The following is a 16,773-nucleotide window of genomic DNA, read 5'->3' as shown; positions in this document are numbered from 1 at the left end:
AAACATCGGTCTACCTCCTTTGGCTTCTTTGTCATTCGGATTTCTCACAGACGTACGACGACAGCAAACGGCTATCTGTTGTCCTGCAACAGTTCGAGCAGCTCTTCCTGCGTCATAGCATGCGCGATGTCGGACCCCTCGAGGAGCGAGTCGGAAAGATTACGCTTCGTCTTGTGCAGACGGAGGATTTTCTCTTCAATGGTATGCTGGCTGATCAGATGATAGACCGTCACATTCTGCTTCTGACCGATGCGGTAGGCACGGTCGGTAGCCTGCTGTTCGATAGCCGGATTCCACCAGGGATCAAGGTGGATGACATAGTTTGCACCCGTAAGATTCAGTCCGAGTCCGCCCGCTTTCAGACTGATCAGGAAGAAGGGACACTTGCCCGTCTGGAAGTCCTTCACCAGCTTTTCGCGCATAGCCATCGGCGTGCTGCCGTCAAGGTAGAGATAAGACAGCTTCGCCTTGTCCATAGCCTGCTTCACTTCCTCAAAGAAACTCGTGAACTGGCTGAAGACAAGAGCACGGTTGCCGCTTTCGTCAAGGCTCTCGGCCAGGTCGATGAAAGCAAGCACCTTGCTGCTGGGGAGTTTCCATTTCCTGTCGACCAGCGAACAGCTGCACGCCATCTGGCGAAGGCGGGTAATCTCCGCCAGCGTACTCATCTTGTCGCCGACATTGGCACGCACCCTTTCTTCCGTTTCACGCCTGCGGACTTCATACATGGCCATTTCGTCAGACGACAATTCAACAGGCAGTTTGATTTCATTCTTCTCCGGCAGCTCATCGATGACCTCGCTCTTCGTTCTCCGCAGCAGGAAGGGTGAAATCAGTTTACGGAGCTGACTCTGCCGGTTCTTGTCGTTGTCACCCTCGATAGGCAGGATAAACTTCTTTTTGAACTGCTCGGCACTTCCCAGAAGTCCGGGATTGATGAACTGGAAGAGGTTCCACAGTTCTGCCAGATGGTTCTGGATAGGCGTACCCGTCAGTATCACCCTGCGCTGCGCCTGCAGCCGCATGGCCGCCTTCGACATCTTCGTATTGGCATTCTTGATGGTATGCGCCTCGTCCAGACAGACAACATTCCATTCACGGGCAGTGAGGTCTTCCTGCTGGATGTTCAGCAAGGCATACGTTATGATGATGATGTCGCCTGCCTTGGCTTCCTTTATGTCCTTGGAACGGTCCTCGCTCTGATTGAGTACCGTTACATTCAAAGTCGGTGCGAAACGCCGGAGCTCATTGCACCAGTTAGGTACGACCGATGCCGGAGCAACAATCAGCGATGCCCCTTTTTCCTGTTGTTCAAGCAGAAGGGCTGTTGTCTGGACGGTCTTACCCAGTCCCATGTCATCTGCCAGACAGACACCGGCACCCCATGCTGTCAGTTTCGACATCCATTCAAATCCCTCCTCCTGATAGTCGCGCAGCTGTGCCTGCAACGTCTTGGGAACGACGGGGACCTGCCTGCTGCTCTCCTCAATACGACGGCGTAATGCGTCTACAGCCTCGTTGTACTGGATGTCCAGGGTCTCATCGTCCAGCAGGTCGCCCAACAGCGACACGGCCGTCGGAGCCATCTGCAGATGTGAACGGCTCTCGTTTGTCACTGTATCGAGACGTTTCAGAATGCGCGAAAGCTGGCTGCTGATGGTGATGAATTCATTGTCGCCGATGCGGATATACTTCTGCCGGGCATTCTGGTGCATCAGGTCGAGCAGTCTCTGCAGCGAGAGGACCTGTCCATCGCTGATTTCGATATCGCCCTCCACCTCAAACCAGTTGTTCTTCGGATTAATGGCAATATGTGCCGCACTGCTGCTGACAGACGGATGACAGGTTATCCTACACCCTTCAGCCCACTCCATCACACAGACATCTTCGTGTTCCTTGCACCACTGGATGAAAGGGAGCATCGTCCGGATAGGGAGTGTCAACGATTCGGCAATACTCTCCGGCATCCATTCCTCCTCTTCAAAGAAGTCCAGTTCAGACAATCCCCTGCTGATTTGCTTCATGTTCTCCCGTTCCTGCTTCAGGTTGCGTACCAGCTGGAATTTCTTTCCGTCCCGTTCGGCAATTGCAGTAATGTTTCCTTTCCCCGGGACAAAGGCGAGGCTGTCTGAGGCACGGACAGAAGCTGTAAGCTGAAAGCTGCTGTCCGCTGCGGAGACAACACGGAGGACGATGCAGGGCTGCACATCAGCACGCTCCAGAGTGCCGAGTTCCGCCACCATATTAGAATGTATCTCGGTCTTCCCGCCGATTTCCGTAATCAGCTGGATGAGCAGCGGCTCGGCCTCAGCCGGATAAACCTTCTGCGCAAGAATATTCTTATAAGTCTTGTATTCAAAGGCTGAAGGGATAAACACGGAATAGTCTGTTTCCGTATTCTTTCTGTAGAAGAAGGACCCTTTTTCGCCTTTCTCCAGTTCTTCGACATTCGTTGAGACACCGAAGGAACCGTCCTTCCTCTTGTCGATGATCAGATAGGGCTTCTCGTAGTGGACCGTCACCGGATGCAGGTCGTAAGTAGTCCCTGTGTAAACATGGTCGCAGTCGACGAAGAGATAGATATACTTGTCAACATAAATATTATATTCCCACGGGGAAACACTTTCTTTGATATGCTGATCTACGGAATCCAGACAGGGATCATTGAGATTGAGCAGTTCGCGGACCGACAGTTCTTTTCCTACGGACCAGGCACCGTTCTTCAGCCTTCGTTTAAGAATCGGAACTATTATGCCATAACGGATAAGATACGCCAGCATTGACTCACGATCATCACTTTTCCCCTTGTCACCATCTTCACGGCTCTCTGCAATGAGCGTTTCCAACCGGAGCTGCCATACCGACTTTATCTCCAGCCTGCCAAGCACAGATGCTCCTCCAAATTTCTTATGCAGCTCCCCTGCATAGGACTTGTCTTCCGCAACTTCCACCTCATGCTTCAGGTAAGCCCAGTTCGGCTTCTCAAGAGGCCTGGACACGCTGTCAGAGAGAATGCCAAGACGGCGGTACAGCCTCCAGGTCAACCAGAGTACCATCCGCATATCTGTATTTTCAAAAAGCTTCTCATAGGCCTGCTTGGGAATCTCCGGGTCTGACTTGTCACAGAAATAAGCCTTTAACGGTGATACCAGGAAATAAGTCGGCGAATAAAAGCTTTCGCCATTCCGTTTTATCATCGTCTCGACTTTTTTCAAGGATGTCTCTGTATTGGTCAGGATGGAGGCGAGTGCGAAATAATAATTTGAAATGGGATTTATGAAGATGCCTTTCTGGGGAGCAACCTTGTTGTTCGCCGTCATCGCCTTGGTGTAGAGCTTGTAAGCCAAAGCATTGTCGCCTTTGTACAAAGCGTCAATGGCTGCTACCTGGAGACTGAAAGGATTGACAATGGACTTATGAAGATCGATGCAGAATTCACCGGTCCCCAAATAATAATAGAATGCGAAAACGGATTCCAGGGTGCGCTTCTGAAGCAGTGTATTCTTCCTGGAGTCTGATACAAGACCTTTCAGATAAGCCCAGTCAATCTCCTTATCCTGTATCAAAGCTTCACAGAGAGAGAGATTCAGAATTCCTGAGAACACATCGTCAGAAACAGACTGAAAGAACGAAGCATACTCCTTGTCACAAAGCAGGGCGGAACAGCTTCTGCAAAAATCATCAACAGTCTGCCCATAAGCCGACTCTATCGCCTCCGGTTCGGTCGGCGCAGCAAAATAAGCTGTCAGACGGACCAGCGATGCCGGTTTACCATATCTATGTTCTGCATTATAAGCGGAACGGATGCTGGTCAACAGCCTTTTGTTTTCCGCCTTGAAAAGACTGATGACAGCCGGTATCACCATTTCCTTCCCTATCTGGTAGACCTTAGGACCATTGTAATAGTATTTAAGTTCTTCCCGTAAGACTTTCTTTTTCCTCAACGAAACAAAAACCTGCTTAAAGAGAGCCGGGGACATTATCATGGCTGACAGATTCCTAAGCTTGCCTTCTGTAAGCTTGTCACTATAAAAATAAGCCATCAGCATAAGAAGCGCACGCTCATTGGAAGAAAGGGAAGAGAACGGTAACATGGGAGTAAAAAATAAATTATGATGGTACTTTAAGCAAAGAAAGACAAGGCCGGATTCACGAAAGAAGCACTGTTCCTGCCGTCATTCCTGCAAACAGATGTCATACCGACACCCGGGAACACGATTCCCGATGCCTGGGAACAGAAGTCCCGATGCCTGGGAACAGAAGTCCCGATGCCTGGGAACAGGATTCCCAAGCCTTGGGAACGGGTGTCTCAATGTTCGGTAGGATACGTTATGTGCAGAGACTGATGAAAGACAACGCCTATGCCATCCATGGATGGATGCCTGACTACTGTTCCATATAGGAAGAGAGCGCACGGAACCATCCGACACAAAACGGCAGGACAGACGGGTTGTCTGCCCTGCAGAATTGACATTCCCGACACTCTCCGTTCACTTATTTCGACTGTTCGGCAATAGCCTGCTTTATCAGCCCTTCCAATTCTTCGGCCAGTTCAGGATTATCCTTGATCATTGTCTTGGTGGCATCACGTCCCTGGGCAAGTTTCGTACCGTTGTAGCTGAACCAGCTGCCACTCTTCTGAATGATACCATATTGAACGCCCAGGTCGACAATCTCACCGATCTTTGAGATTCCCTCACCGAAGGTTATCTCAAACTCTGCCTTGCGGAAAGGAGGAGCTACCTTGTTCTTGACAACCTTTACACGAACTTGGTTACCAATCACCTGATCGCCGTCCTTGATAGATGTAACACGGCGGATATCAAGGCGTACAGAACTGTAAAACTTCAGGGCGTTGCCACCCGTTGTTGTCTCTGGGTTACCGAACATCACACCAATCTTCTCACGTAACTGGTTGATGAAGATGCAACAGGTGTTGGTCTTTGAGATAGTTGAGGTGAGTTTCCGCAGAGCCTGACTCATCAAGCGTGCCTGCAGACCGACAGCAGAGTCGCCCATATCGCCTTCTATCTCCTTCTTCGGAGTAAGGGCGGCAACAGAATCGACAACGAGGATGTCAATAGCAGAAGAGCGAATCAGCTGGTCTGCAATCTCCAAAGCCTGCTCGCCATTGTCTGGCTGAGAAATCCAAAGGTTGTCAACATCCACACCGAGCTTCTCTGCATAAAAACGATCGAATGCGTGCTCAGCATCAATGAAGGCTGCGATACCACCCTGCTTCTGTGCTTCAGCAATGGCATGGATAGCCAATGTTGTCTTACCAGAACTCTCTGGACCATAAATCTCAATGATTCTACCACGTGGATAACCGCCCACACCGAGTGCTGTGTCAAGTGCCACACTACCCGTTGGGATTACCTCTACATTCTCTATTTGCTCATCGCCCATACGCATGATGGACCCTTTACCAAAGTCTTTTTCTATCTTAGACATTGCAGCCTGCAAAGCTTTCAGTTTACCTTCAGCTGCCGATGTCGTACCTGTATTTTCTTTTGCCATATACTATTATCTTGTTTTTAATTGATAAAACATTATTTATTCTTTTTTCTGCTCTTTGGATAGGGTAAAACCTCAGCTAAGGTCTTAACAACCCTGACTGCAAAATCAGACCTTGAAACATCTAAAACGTAGTGTTCTTTAGCTCCTTCATAAGGGAATCCACGTTCGGCAGATAACATCATTGATTTAATTGCCTCGTGTTCTTTGACATAAGGTATATTGTCACAAACTATGATAACAGGCTTTTCGTCAACATAAACCATGTAGCCACCAAACATCTTCCTATATCTCACAGTCCCTGCAGCAGCTATCTGACTACTGACAAATTCAATAAAGTCTAAAGAGCAAGCCATCTTCTTATAGTTCTAAATCACCACCAAACTCTTCGTGCCAAGGTAAGCCCTGCTTATTGAGTACCTCCAAGAATGGATCTGGGTCGAAGTCTTCCACATTCCAGACTCCGGGCTTACGCCAAAGACCCTTGAAGAACATCATTGCACCAGCCATTGCTGGTACGCCAGTCGTATAGCTGACACCCTGCATACCTGTTTCATTATAGGCATCCTGGTGCTTGCAGTTGTTATAGATGTAATAAGTCTGTTCCTTACCATCCTTGATACCACGAATACGGCAGCCAATAGAGGTCTCACCATCATAGTTCTCACCGAGATCTTGTGGGTTAGGCAATACAGCCTTCAAGAACTGCAAAGGCACTATCTTAACCTTCGCTGTCTTGCCAGAGCCGTCTGCTAATGGTGCTTCATACTCAATCTCATCAATACGGCTCATGCCAAGAATCTGGATGCAGTCAAGATAAGTAAGGTACTGCTTGCCGAATGTCATCCAGAAGCGGGCACGCTTGATGGTAGGATAATTCTTCACCAGCGACTCCAGTTCTTCGTGGTGCATGAGATAAGAGTCACGGGGGCCGATGTTCGGATAGGTCAAATCCTGATGCACAGCCAATGGCTCTGTCTCAATCCATTTTCCATTCTCATAGTAAAGTCCCTTCTGAGTGATTTCACGGATATTGATCTCTGGATTGAAATTCGTTGCAAATGCCTTATGATGGTTACCAGCGTTGCAGTCTACAATATCAAGATAGTGAATCTCATCAAAGTGATGCTTTGCTGCGTATGCCGTATAAGCCTGCGAAACTCCCGGATCGAAACCACAACCGAGGATAGCTGTCAAGCCCGCCTTCTCGAACTTGTCCTTGTAAGCCCACTGCCAGCTGTACTCGAAGTGTGCCTCATCCTTTGGTTCGTAATTGGCTGTATCCAAATAGTTACAACCGCAAGCCAGACAAGCGTCCATAATCGTCAAGTCCTGATAAGGCAGTGCAAGATTGATAACCAGCTCAGGCTTGAATGAATTGAAGAGTTCCTTCAACTGCTCAACATCATCTGCATCAACCTGTGCAGTCTTGATATCAGCCTTATACCCTTTATCATGAATAGCCTTGACCAGTGCGTCACATTTCTCTTTGCGACGGCTGGCAATCATGAACTCCGTAAACACGTCCTGATTCTGGACAATCTTAAAAGCGGCTACAGTAGCAACGCCACCTGCACCAATCATTAAAACTTTTCCCATTATGTCTTATTTATTATTTTATCTTGCTGTCTATTTCCGCAGAAGAAATTCCCATCGCATTCAGTATTGAATACCCCAATATTGCTTGTCTGAAGTTACCGCATTCTATGGGCTGCATAGCAAATAACGTGATGTGCTTCAGTTCATCATCAACATCATTCAAAGTGTGCTTTATTGAATGAAGCAATGCCCCATCCTCTGCATCGGGCACAATCATGATTCGCCTTACTTCTCCATGGTTGCAAAGCGTTTTCAAGAGGTCAAGCAGAACTGCATCCTTCGTTGTGTTTTCATCACCTGTAGCAATGCTGTTGATGATAAACTCACCGAGTCTGGCATCCCTGAATGCCTGCCCGTTGAGTTCGTTACCGTAAGAAGAAGGAGCGAAATTCTCTAATTTCTGATTCTTCTTATCATGCAGAAGAACCACCTGCGTCTCATGATTACCGGGGCGCAACCGTCCGTCAAGCGCAACGTCAACCACCCACTGACTGAAGTCGGCGGCAGGAATACGGCGGTCCAGCATCCGTTCAAAATTCACGATGAGGTCGAAAGCGACACGGTCTATATAGTCGCCGTCCACGATGATGATGTTCTCACTCCATTTAATGCTCTGTGCTTCTTGTGCATTCATAGCCACAAAGATACACTAAATCAAATGAAATGCAAAACAAATAGATTATTTTTTGTCATTGCTGTCCGATAAAACTTAAACAGCATAATTTCCCATGTGGAATCTCCTTTAAATTGACAATTCCGCATTGCTTTTGGAAAAGTTCCTGGGAAAGTAAGCCCATCCTGATTCAATAAGTTCTGTTTGCTTTTGGAGAGTACAGTCCTTCTCCAACTGCAAATTACTCTCATCCCGGCAACATCCGCAATCCTTCTTTTACAAGTTATAATTTCAATTGCTTCTTCAATGCAATGCGTTTCTCCGTCAGTTCTTTATCTTCATTATAAGCCAGTGCATATCCCCAGTAGAGATAAGCCTCCTTGAAGTTTTTCTGACAATACTTTGCATCTCCCATGTTCTTGTAAATAACAAACATGAGCGGCTTGCTGGGTTCATAAAGTTCTGCAGCAGTTTTCAAATGTATAAGGGCAGCATCAAATCGTCCGAGCTTATTCTCCACAATACCCAACCTGTAGTTGCCGACAGCCATCTTGGGATTCATTTCTACAGCCTTGGTGAAATAATACACGGCAGAGTCAAGATTCTCCATATACTCAAATGCTCCTGCTGTATAATAGAGCGAATTATAAGTCGTGTCACCGGCAGCAAACACCCGTCTATAAGTATCAATACACTGTGTGAACTTTCGCTCTATGAAGTACGCTTCCCCCAAGGAACGATTGACTTCCGTATTGAAAGAGTCCGTCTTACAGTACTGCTCGCCATACATGACTGCCATTTCGGGCCTGTTATAATCCTGACTCAACAGTACGCCGATAAGATCGGCTATAACATGGCTGTCCCTCGGGAACCGTTCCACCAGTGTCATTCCATAGAAGACCTGCATGGCGATTCTCCGGGTTGCACCAAGCGAATAATACAATTCCCTGAGTGCTTCGTGGGTCAACGTGTCCACAGGGACTGCCCGCAGGAGATTTGCACATTGCTGATACGATGTACGATGATAATAACAGTCGGCGAGTTTCATTCTGACAACGTGATCATCACGCTGCACCTGCGCCTGCCTGTAAAATGAAAGAGCATTATAGTAATCATACACTCCCATACAGCTATCTCCTCTCTCGATATCCCTTTTATAATTCTGGGACATACCATACAGGGGGATACCGGATAAAATCACAAGGCATATTATGAATTTCCGCATAGTGCAGGATCTGTTTAAAGTTAAGGCACATCAAATTGTAAGACGATTTCCATGAGACCCGTCAGCCGGACAGCCCGGCCTCATAGAAATCGATTCCACTCGTTTCAGTTCAGTTTAAACCGAATAGGAATACAGTAGTACACATCTACAAACTTTCCTTTGTTTTTCCCTGGATTCCATTTCGGCATTACAGAAACCACACGCAGTGCCTCCTTGTCAAGTGACGGAGATATTGAACGCACGATGACAGGATCCTTCACCTCACCCTGGGCTGTTATGATGAATTTCACAATCACGGTCCCCTGTTCCTTATTGCGTGCTGCATCAACAGGATATTTCATGTTCTGTACCAGCCATGTATTGACACTCCCATTAAACGAAGGCATTTCTTCGGATACAGTATAGACCTTTCGGGCTCCTTCCTTTTGCTTCTGATCTGTCTGCTCCTCTTCAAATGCTTCCGTGGCTGCCTCCTCATTCTCCACTGCGGGGGCTTCTGCCTCCGCTGTCAATGGTACAGCATCCTCCGTCTCTGATTTCTCTTCTTTCCCGACAGGCAAATCCGCATTACTCTTCTCAACCACCATTGGCTTTTCTTTCTGAACCATCAATGGCTTGGATACTTGCTTGTTAACACTCACTGCGGTTGCAGATCCGTTAGTTGTTGCACTGGCGATTTCGCGTGCCACAATCTCTATGTTACTCACAGCAAGCAACATTACAGCCAACGGGACATAGAGTACATACTTTGCTTTTGCTACTCCATTGGTTCGTTTCTTGTTCATCATCTTAATACGTTTCTTAAGGGGTAAGACATTAAAATTATTTGATATTGTAGCTACATTCTTTCTATAAGCCAATCCCAACAGGTGGTATTGGTACTCCTTGCTGTCTCGCCCTCCTGCCAGGACGTTATTATCAGCAAGAAACTCCAGGTTTAATCTCACTTCACGCTTCAGCAGCCAGGCAAATGGATTGACCCAGAAGACAATGGCAAACAGCTCTGCAAAGAGAATGTCAAGGGAATGGAGCTGTCTGCAATGTGCCCGCTCATGTGCGATTATCTCGTCCAGCTCCAGCAGGCTGTGTCTCATTGGATTCAGAAATATCCAGTGGAAGAATGAGAAGGGACCCTCATCCCCTTCTAACAGATAGACGTTTATGCCACACACTTCCGCCGTCTTGCACTTACGCTTTAGCAGGACAATTGCAGACAACTGCCAAAGAAGGCGCAACAACAACACAGCGACTACCATGCTATAAGCCGTCATGGCGAAAGTCTCCCAGTCAAATGAACCGTTATCACCCGGCGTAATGGTCACAATGGGAAGAATAATATCGGCATATTCGTTAGCCATGGAAACCACCCTAACGCTCTTGTTCAACCAATAAGAACAATTCAGTCCCGGTACCAAAACCGCAACGACATACATTCCCATCAGTGCTGCCCTTTTCCAAGAAAAAAAGGTGTCACTCGAAAATATTAGCTTGTAAAAGCCAAAAAGAATGACGAGTGCTATGTTTATCTTCAAAAAACAAATGCCCATAGCTTTTATATTTTCAGGTGAATATCCTTGTTTTGTTATATATTCAGGTTACATACTGTTCTGATAGCCTTATTCGTTTCCTTTTTCTATCTCGTCGATAATCTCTTTCAAGTCTTCAGGAGAAATTTCTTCTTCTTTCGCAAAGAACGAAACCATCTCACGGAATGAATTCTTGAAGTAGTTGCTTACGAAGTTACGCATGAAGTCCGACTTGTACGCTGACTGCGCAATCCGAGGTGTAAAATGGTAGGTAAGTCCCCGTTGCTCTGCATTCAGATAACCCTTCCGCTTCAGATTGTTCACCACGGAAGCTGTCGTTGTATAAGGAGGATGAGGCTCAGGCAATTGCTGAAGTATTTCCTTTGTCGTACATCTGCCCAGACGCCAGACTTGCAGCATTACCTCTTCTTCTTGTTTCGTTAGTTTTTCCATATTCAAATCATGTTTCATTAATCTGCCGCAAACTTACGATTATTTCGTAAGCGAGTCAAGTTTAAAGCGTTAAATAATATTAACAAGCAAATACTTTTATATTATATATCAGTATAATACGAATTATTAGTAGCTTTAGTAGGTGATAGGAGGGGATGGCAGACGATGATTAGTGAAGTCAGTATGATCAATCATCAGAATGTTGCAAGGGAGAAAAAATATCAACATCAAAGAGTTTAGGAGGTTATTGAAGAGGAAGATAAAAAACAAGCAGTAAGGACATCTTTGCTCCTGTAACACGTGATAAAATCAACCCGAAATTAAGATGAGAACTGCTGAATAGTTCATAACACAGGTTTTAATTCAACTTGCTGTCATTTTAACATCCTTTGCCAACAGGCTGTATATGAATATCTTGACTGTCAGGGGAAAGTGACGGGAGTGACAGGAAAATTATTCTCGGAGCATCTGTCTGTCGACAGCAAATACTCTCCCAGAAAAGACGAACATATCGTGTTTCAAAAAATGCGCATCTTATTCTTCGAATACCATTGTATATGCAATCGTTGTTTCACCGCTGGTAACTTTATGTTCCAATTACATAATGATTGCAATATCACCCGGAATATCGAATGAAACTGAAAAAGGGGGCTCATGCCCCCCTTTTCACCTGTATAATATGACTACAAATTAATCAACTCCATCACCTTGTCAACCGCTGCACTGACCCCGTCGGCGTCCTTGCCGCCGGCCTGTGCATAGTGTGGCTGACCGCCGCCGCCGCCCTTGATGAGCTTGGCAGCTTCACGGATTATCTTGCCGGCGTTCAGACCGTGCTCCTTCACCATGTCATCGCTGAGCATGATGGAAAGCTGCGGACGGTCCTCATAGACAGAGCCGAGGATGCAGACGAGTTTCTCGGGCAATGACTGACGCACCTTGAAGACGATGTCCTTGGCTGAAGCGGGGTCGACAGGCAATACCGCCTTAATGACGTGTACACCGTCAACCATCTCGACACGTTCTGCCAATGTCTTTGCTGCACGGTCAACAGCCTGGGTACGGAACTTCTCGACTTCCTTCTTCATGGCATCATTCTCCTCGACGAATCTGGTGAGGACTGCCTTGAGGTCTTTTGCATTGTTGAACATTGCCTTCAGGTCGCGCAGTGTGTCTTCGAGGACATAGATAGCGTTCTCGCAAGTTTCGCCCGTCATCGCCTCGATACGGCGCACGCCGGCAGCCACGCTGCTCTCGCCGACAATCTTGAAAAAGCCGATGCGGCCGGTTGATGTGGCATGGATGCCACCGCAGAACTCGCAGCTCGGACCGAAGCGGACAACACGTACCTTGTCGCCGTATTTCTCACCGAAGAGGGCAACAGCTCCCATCTTCTTCGCTTCCTCCAGCGGTGTATCACGGTGCTCGTCCAGCGGATAGTCCTTGCGGATCATCTCATTGACGATCTTCTCCACCTGCCGGAGTTCCTCGTCGGTAATCTTCTGGAAGTGGGAAACATCGAAGCGAAGGGTATCAGGGCTGACATACGATCCCTTCTGTTCGGCATGCTCGCCCAGAACCTGCTTCAGCGCATAGTCCAGCAGGTGGGTTGCCGTATGGTTGGCAGCCGAGGCATCACGCTTCTCGGTGTCGACGCAGGCCATAAAGTCGGCCTTTACGTTCTTCGGCAGCTGCTTGACGATGTGGATGCTCTGGTTGTTCTCACGCTTGGTATCGATGACATTCACCGTCTCGTCCTCGCTGACAAGCACACCCTGATCGCCTACCTGACCACCCATCTCGCCGTAGAAAGGCGTATGATCCAGTACAAGCTCATAAAAGCTGTTTTTCTTCTGCGTCACCTTACGGTAACGGAGGATGTGGCACTCGTATTCTGTATAGTCATAGCCGACAAATTCCTGTTCGCCCTCACGCAGCACCTCCCAGTCACCGTTCTCAACGACAGCCGCATTGCGGGCACGTGCCTTCTGCTGTGCCATCTCCTCGTTGAACTGCTTCTCGTCAACGGTATAACCGTTCTCACCGCAGATCAGCTCAGTAAGATCGAGCGGGAATCCGTAGGTGTCGAAGAGGCGGAAGGCTTCCTTGCCGTCGAGTTCCTTTTTTTCATGCGCCTTCAGCTCGTCCATTGCGCCGTTCAGCAGTGTGATGCCCTTGTCCAGCGTGCGGAGGAACGAATCCTCTTCTTCCTTCATCACCCGGCCGATCAGTTCACGCTGTGCGGCGAGTTCAGGATAGGCTGTTCCCATTTCGTGTACCAGCACGTTCAAGAGTTTGTACATGAAAGCTTCTTTCTGTCCGAGGAACGTGTAGGCGTAACGCACGGCACGGCGCAGGATGCGGCGGATAACGTAGCCGGCCTTGGCATTGCTGGGCAGCTGTCCGTCAGCGATCGAGAAGGCAACGGCACGCAGGTGGTCGGCAACGACACGCATGGCGATGTCTACCTTCTGCTCCTCGTTCACGCCCTCGCCGTTAGGACCTTCCGGGAAGGTGTGGTTGTACTTCCTGCCGGAGAGCCGCTCAATCTCGGCAATGACCGGTGTGAAGATATCCGTATCATAGTTGGAGTTCTTTCCCTGCATCAGGCGCACCAGACGCTCGAAGCCCATACCGGTATCAATCACGTGCATCTTCAGCGGTTCGAGACTGCCGTCAGCCTTGCGGTTGAACTGCATGAAGACAATGTTCCAGATTTCGATGACCTGCGGATGATCCTTGTTGACAAGTTCTTCACCGGGCACTTTCGCTTTCTCTTCCTCCGAACGGAAGTCGATATGAATCTCCGAGCAAGGCCCGCAAGGTCCCGTATCGCCCATCTCCCAGAAGTTGTCGTGCTTGTTGCCATTGACAATATGGTTCTTCGGGAAGTGCTTCTCCCAGTAACCTGACGCCTCATCGTCACGGCTGATGCCCTCTGCCTCGTCGCCTTCGAAGACCGTTACGTAAAGGTCTTTCGGGTCGAGATGGAGCACGTCAACGAGATATTCGTAAGCGTAATCGATTGCGCCCTCCTTGAAGTAATCGCCGAAGCTCCAGTTACCCAGCATCTCGAACATGGTGTGGTGGCTCAACGCCGCATCACGTCCCACCTCCTCCAGGTCGTTATGCTTGCCGCTCACACGCAGGCACTTCTGCGAATCGGTGCGGCGGCGAGGCTCCGGCTCCTTTGTTCCGAGGATAATATCTTTCCACTGGTTCATACCAGCATTGGTAAACATCAGCGTAGGGTCGTCCTTGATAACCATTGGGGCAGACGGTACGATAACATGTCCTTTCGACTCAAAGAACTTCAAGTAAGAGTCGCGGATTTCGTTTGCTGTCATCATCTTTATTTTGTTTTTAATTCAATTTTTCTATCTAAAATTGTTGCAAAGATACTGACTTTTGCGTATTTTTGCAAACAATTAGGCTGCTGAATACGCAAAAACTTCTCCTTGAGGAGCATACATCCGTTCTGTCCGACACCGAGCCTGTGTAAATAATTGATTTAAAGGACAGAATGTACAAAACGAACAGGGTCGTCCGCAGACTAAGACAATCATAATTATGAATTGTGAATTATTATTTTTGAATGATTAAAGAAACAAGACATGGCAGAGAATCCGCATAAACTGTATTATTCTATCAAGGAAGTGGCACGACAGCTCAATGTCACGGAGAGTCTGCTGCGGTACTGGGAAACAGAGTTCCCACACCTTCGCCCAAAGACTACCGGCAACCGTGTGCGCCAGTACACAGAGAAAGACATCGAGCAGATCAAGGTCATCTACAACCTCGTCAAGGTGCGCGGCTTCAAGATTGCCGCTGCCCGCAAGATGCTACAGGAGAACCGCAGCGGCGCAGACAAGAGCCAGAAGATAATGGAAAGCCTCATCTCTGTCCGCGACCAGCTGAAGGACCTCAAGAAACATCTGGACAGACTGGTATAGAATCGTCCCTGCCGGGACAGGACATATATGGACAAAGGCTCACAGAAGTTTTCGCGCTTCCGTGGGCCTTTGTCGTTATTTTGTGCGACTATCCGTAAAGCCTTCAGAACAGTCATAGCAGGGAAAAAGCGAGTGAAAGGATATTTGCTCCCCCTGGAATCTATCCTCATCCACCCTCTAATACCCGATAATAACCTGTCAGATGATATTTATCAACCGGAAAGCAAACGTAATCGGAAAAAAATGCGTAAGTTTGCAGATGGTAAAAAGCAATATGACATCTGCAATGACAGAGACCGACCATAACATATCCGACAAGAAGCTGCGGCTGACCATCCGGTTCGGCAGAAGTACAATGGCATTCGCCGTGGGTGACCCGCAGGAGAACGGCATGCTTGTTTACGAACCTTACGAGGTCAATGCGGGTATCTCCATGGCTGCCAACCTGCGTGAAGCCTTCACGGTCTCGGAGCTGCTTCAGAGCGGGTACAAACGGGTACTGGCAGAGCTGGACGCACCGGTGATGCTCATGCCGGCAGATGAGTTCAAGACGCAGGATGCCGAGGCACTCTATCATCACACCTACCACCGGCAGGGCAATGAGGAGATCCTTTCCAGCATACAGTCCGACCTGAATGCCGTTGCAGTCTTCTCCGTCAACAAAGACCTCAGGCTCGTCATCGACGACCACTTTCAGGACATCCGCTTCCAACCGCTCATGCAGTCGGTCTGGACACATCTCTACCGACGATCCTTCGCAGGACCGCGCCGGAAGCTCTACGCCTATTTCCATGAGAAACAGATGGAGGTGTTCAGTTTCCAGCAGAACCGGTTCCGCTTCAGTAATTCATACGAAGCCACGCACGCACATGATGCCCTGTATTACCTTCTTTATATATGGAAGCTGACGGGGATGGATGCAGACAAGGACGAGCTGTATCTCATCGGCGACCTGCCACATCGGGACTGGCTCGTCGAGCATATCGGACAGTATCTGAAACTCTACAGGGTCGTCGACCCGGAAACCGACTTCGGCAACATTCCACTGGCCGGACGGAAGGAGATTCCTTACGACCTTAAGGCGATTTACCTGGGCTGACAGGAAAATATTCCCGACGGCTGGGAATACGGTTCCCAGCCGTCGGGAACAGAAGTCCCAGGCCTCGGGAACACAAGTCCCGGACAGTCGGGAATATACCTGCCGGAAGCAGACAGACTTTTCTTAACCCCCACAACAAAAAACAATGCGAATCATCACAGGAAGATACAAAGGCAGACGCTTTGACATCCCACGCACTTTCAAGGCCCGCCCGACAACCGACTTCGCCAAAGAAAACATCTTCAATGTAATCAACGGCTACACCGACTGGGAAGAAACCACGGCACTCGACCTCTTTGCAGGTACAGGGAGCATCTCCCTGGAGCTTCTCTCACGGGGCTGTCCGCAGGTGGTGAGCGTCGAAAAAGACCGCGACCATGCCCGCTTCATCAGTCAGTGCATGGAGAAAATCGGCACGGAAAACCATGTGCTGATAAAAGGAGATGTCTTCCGTTTCCTGAAGAGCTGTCACCAGCAGTTCGACCTCGTCTTCGCCGATCCTCCCTATGCGCTGCCCGAGCTTCCCACCCTCCCCGACCTCATCTTCCAATACGGACTCTTGAAAGAAGACGGGCTGCTTGTCTTTGAGCATGGCAAACACGACGACTTCTCCACCCATCCGCATTTTCTCGAACACCGGAGTTATGGCAGCGTGAACTTCACGTTGTTCAAGTAAACAATCAGTCCAGGCTGGTCCAGAAAATCACCTTTGCAGTCCTTTCCTTTTCAGGCAGACAGACTCTCCTTCCGGTATATGCGACTGAAAGTGAAACCAGAATATGCCGCAT

The 16,773-nt window shown here is 48.5% G+C and carries 13 protein-coding genes; 4 read left to right on the top strand and 9 right to left on the bottom strand.

The window, feature by feature from the left end; genetic code table 11:
- Positions 1–71: 71 nt before the first annotated feature.
- Positions 72–4,094, bottom strand: coding sequence for a DEAD/DEAH box helicase (locus DYH27_RS01830; protein WP_025067999.1), 4,023 nt, complete (start codon positions 4,092–4,094; stop codon positions 72–74).
- Between the two features lie 152 nt (positions 4,095–4,246).
- Between DYH27_RS01830 and DYH27_RS13355 the strand changes: the two genes are divergently transcribed.
- Complete coding sequence (locus tag DYH27_RS13355; RefSeq protein WP_004351654.1) at positions 4,247–4,402, top strand: hypothetical protein; 156 nt, start codon at positions 4,247–4,249, stop codon at positions 4,400–4,402.
- A gap of 92 nt (positions 4,403–4,494) precedes the next feature.
- On the opposite strand, the gene recA is transcribed toward DYH27_RS13355, so the two are convergent.
- The 8 genes from recA to alaS all read right to left on the bottom strand — a co-directional run bounded on the left by recA (position 4,495) and on the right by alaS (position 14,283).
- On the bottom strand, positions 4,495–5,520 hold the full coding sequence (gene recA / locus DYH27_RS01825) for a recombinase RecA (protein WP_029216479.1): 1,026 nt from the start codon (positions 5,518–5,520) through the stop codon (positions 4,495–4,497).
- A gap of 32 nt (positions 5,521–5,552) precedes the next feature.
- Complete coding sequence (locus tag DYH27_RS01820; protein WP_025067998.1) at positions 5,553–5,873, bottom strand: TfoX/Sxy family protein; 321 nt, start codon at positions 5,871–5,873, stop codon at positions 5,553–5,555.
- A 4-nt stretch (positions 5,874–5,877) separates the two neighbouring features.
- Positions 5,878–7,116, bottom strand: a complete 1,239-nt coding sequence (locus tag DYH27_RS01815) for a saccharopine dehydrogenase family protein (RefSeq protein ID WP_025067997.1) — start codon at positions 7,114–7,116, stop codon at positions 5,878–5,880.
- 13 nt (positions 7,117–7,129) lie between these two features.
- The gene (locus DYH27_RS01810) at positions 7,130–7,750 is read right to left on the bottom strand and encodes a DUF6621 family protein (RefSeq protein ID WP_013671632.1); all 621 of its coding nucleotides are present in this window, start codon (positions 7,748–7,750) and stop codon (positions 7,130–7,132) included.
- 262 nt (positions 7,751–8,012) lie between these two features.
- Entirely contained in the window at positions 8,013–8,954 is a 942-nt protein-coding gene (locus DYH27_RS01805; RefSeq protein ID WP_025067996.1) for a tetratricopeptide repeat protein, read from the bottom strand.
- Positions 8,955–9,058: 104 nt separating this feature from the next.
- Complete coding sequence (locus DYH27_RS01800) at positions 9,059–10,501, bottom strand: M56 family metallopeptidase (RefSeq protein WP_025067995.1); 1,443 nt, start codon at positions 10,499–10,501, stop codon at positions 9,059–9,061.
- Positions 10,502–10,570: 69 nt separating this feature from the next.
- Positions 10,571–10,933: a BlaI/MecI/CopY family transcriptional regulator gene (locus DYH27_RS01795; RefSeq protein WP_029216480.1), complete on the bottom strand. Its 363-nt coding sequence runs from the start codon at positions 10,931–10,933 to the stop codon at positions 10,571–10,573.
- Between the two features lie 683 nt (positions 10,934–11,616).
- Positions 11,617–14,283, bottom strand: a complete 2,667-nt coding sequence (gene alaS / locus DYH27_RS01790) for an alanine--tRNA ligase (RefSeq protein WP_025067994.1) — start codon at positions 14,281–14,283, stop codon at positions 11,617–11,619.
- Positions 14,284–14,547: 264 nt separating this feature from the next.
- On the opposite strand from alaS, the gene DYH27_RS01785 reads away from it, so the two are divergent.
- The 3 genes from DYH27_RS01785 to DYH27_RS01775 all read left to right on the top strand — a co-directional run bounded on the left by DYH27_RS01785 (position 14,548) and on the right by DYH27_RS01775 (position 16,661).
- On the top strand, positions 14,548–14,886 hold the full coding sequence (locus tag DYH27_RS01785; RefSeq protein ID WP_004351708.1) for a MerR family transcriptional regulator: 339 nt from the start codon (positions 14,548–14,550) through the stop codon (positions 14,884–14,886).
- A gap of 202 nt (positions 14,887–15,088) precedes the next feature.
- Complete coding sequence (locus DYH27_RS01780) at positions 15,089–15,985, top strand: DUF3822 family protein (protein WP_036860404.1); 897 nt, start codon at positions 15,089–15,091, stop codon at positions 15,983–15,985.
- Positions 15,986–16,130: 145 nt separating this feature from the next.
- Complete coding sequence (locus DYH27_RS01775) at positions 16,131–16,661, top strand: RsmD family RNA methyltransferase (RefSeq protein WP_007368197.1); 531 nt, start codon at positions 16,131–16,133, stop codon at positions 16,659–16,661.
- Positions 16,662–16,773 lie beyond the last annotated feature (112 nt).

Origin of the sequence: Prevotella denticola, from assembly GCF_900454835.1 — a bacterium.
In the GTDB taxonomy this organism is placed as follows: domain Bacteria; phylum Bacteroidota; class Bacteroidia; order Bacteroidales; family Bacteroidaceae; genus Prevotella; species Prevotella denticola.
The sequence above is the reverse complement of the archived record's forward strand: the minus strand, read 5'-3'. Positions and strand labels throughout refer to the sequence as shown.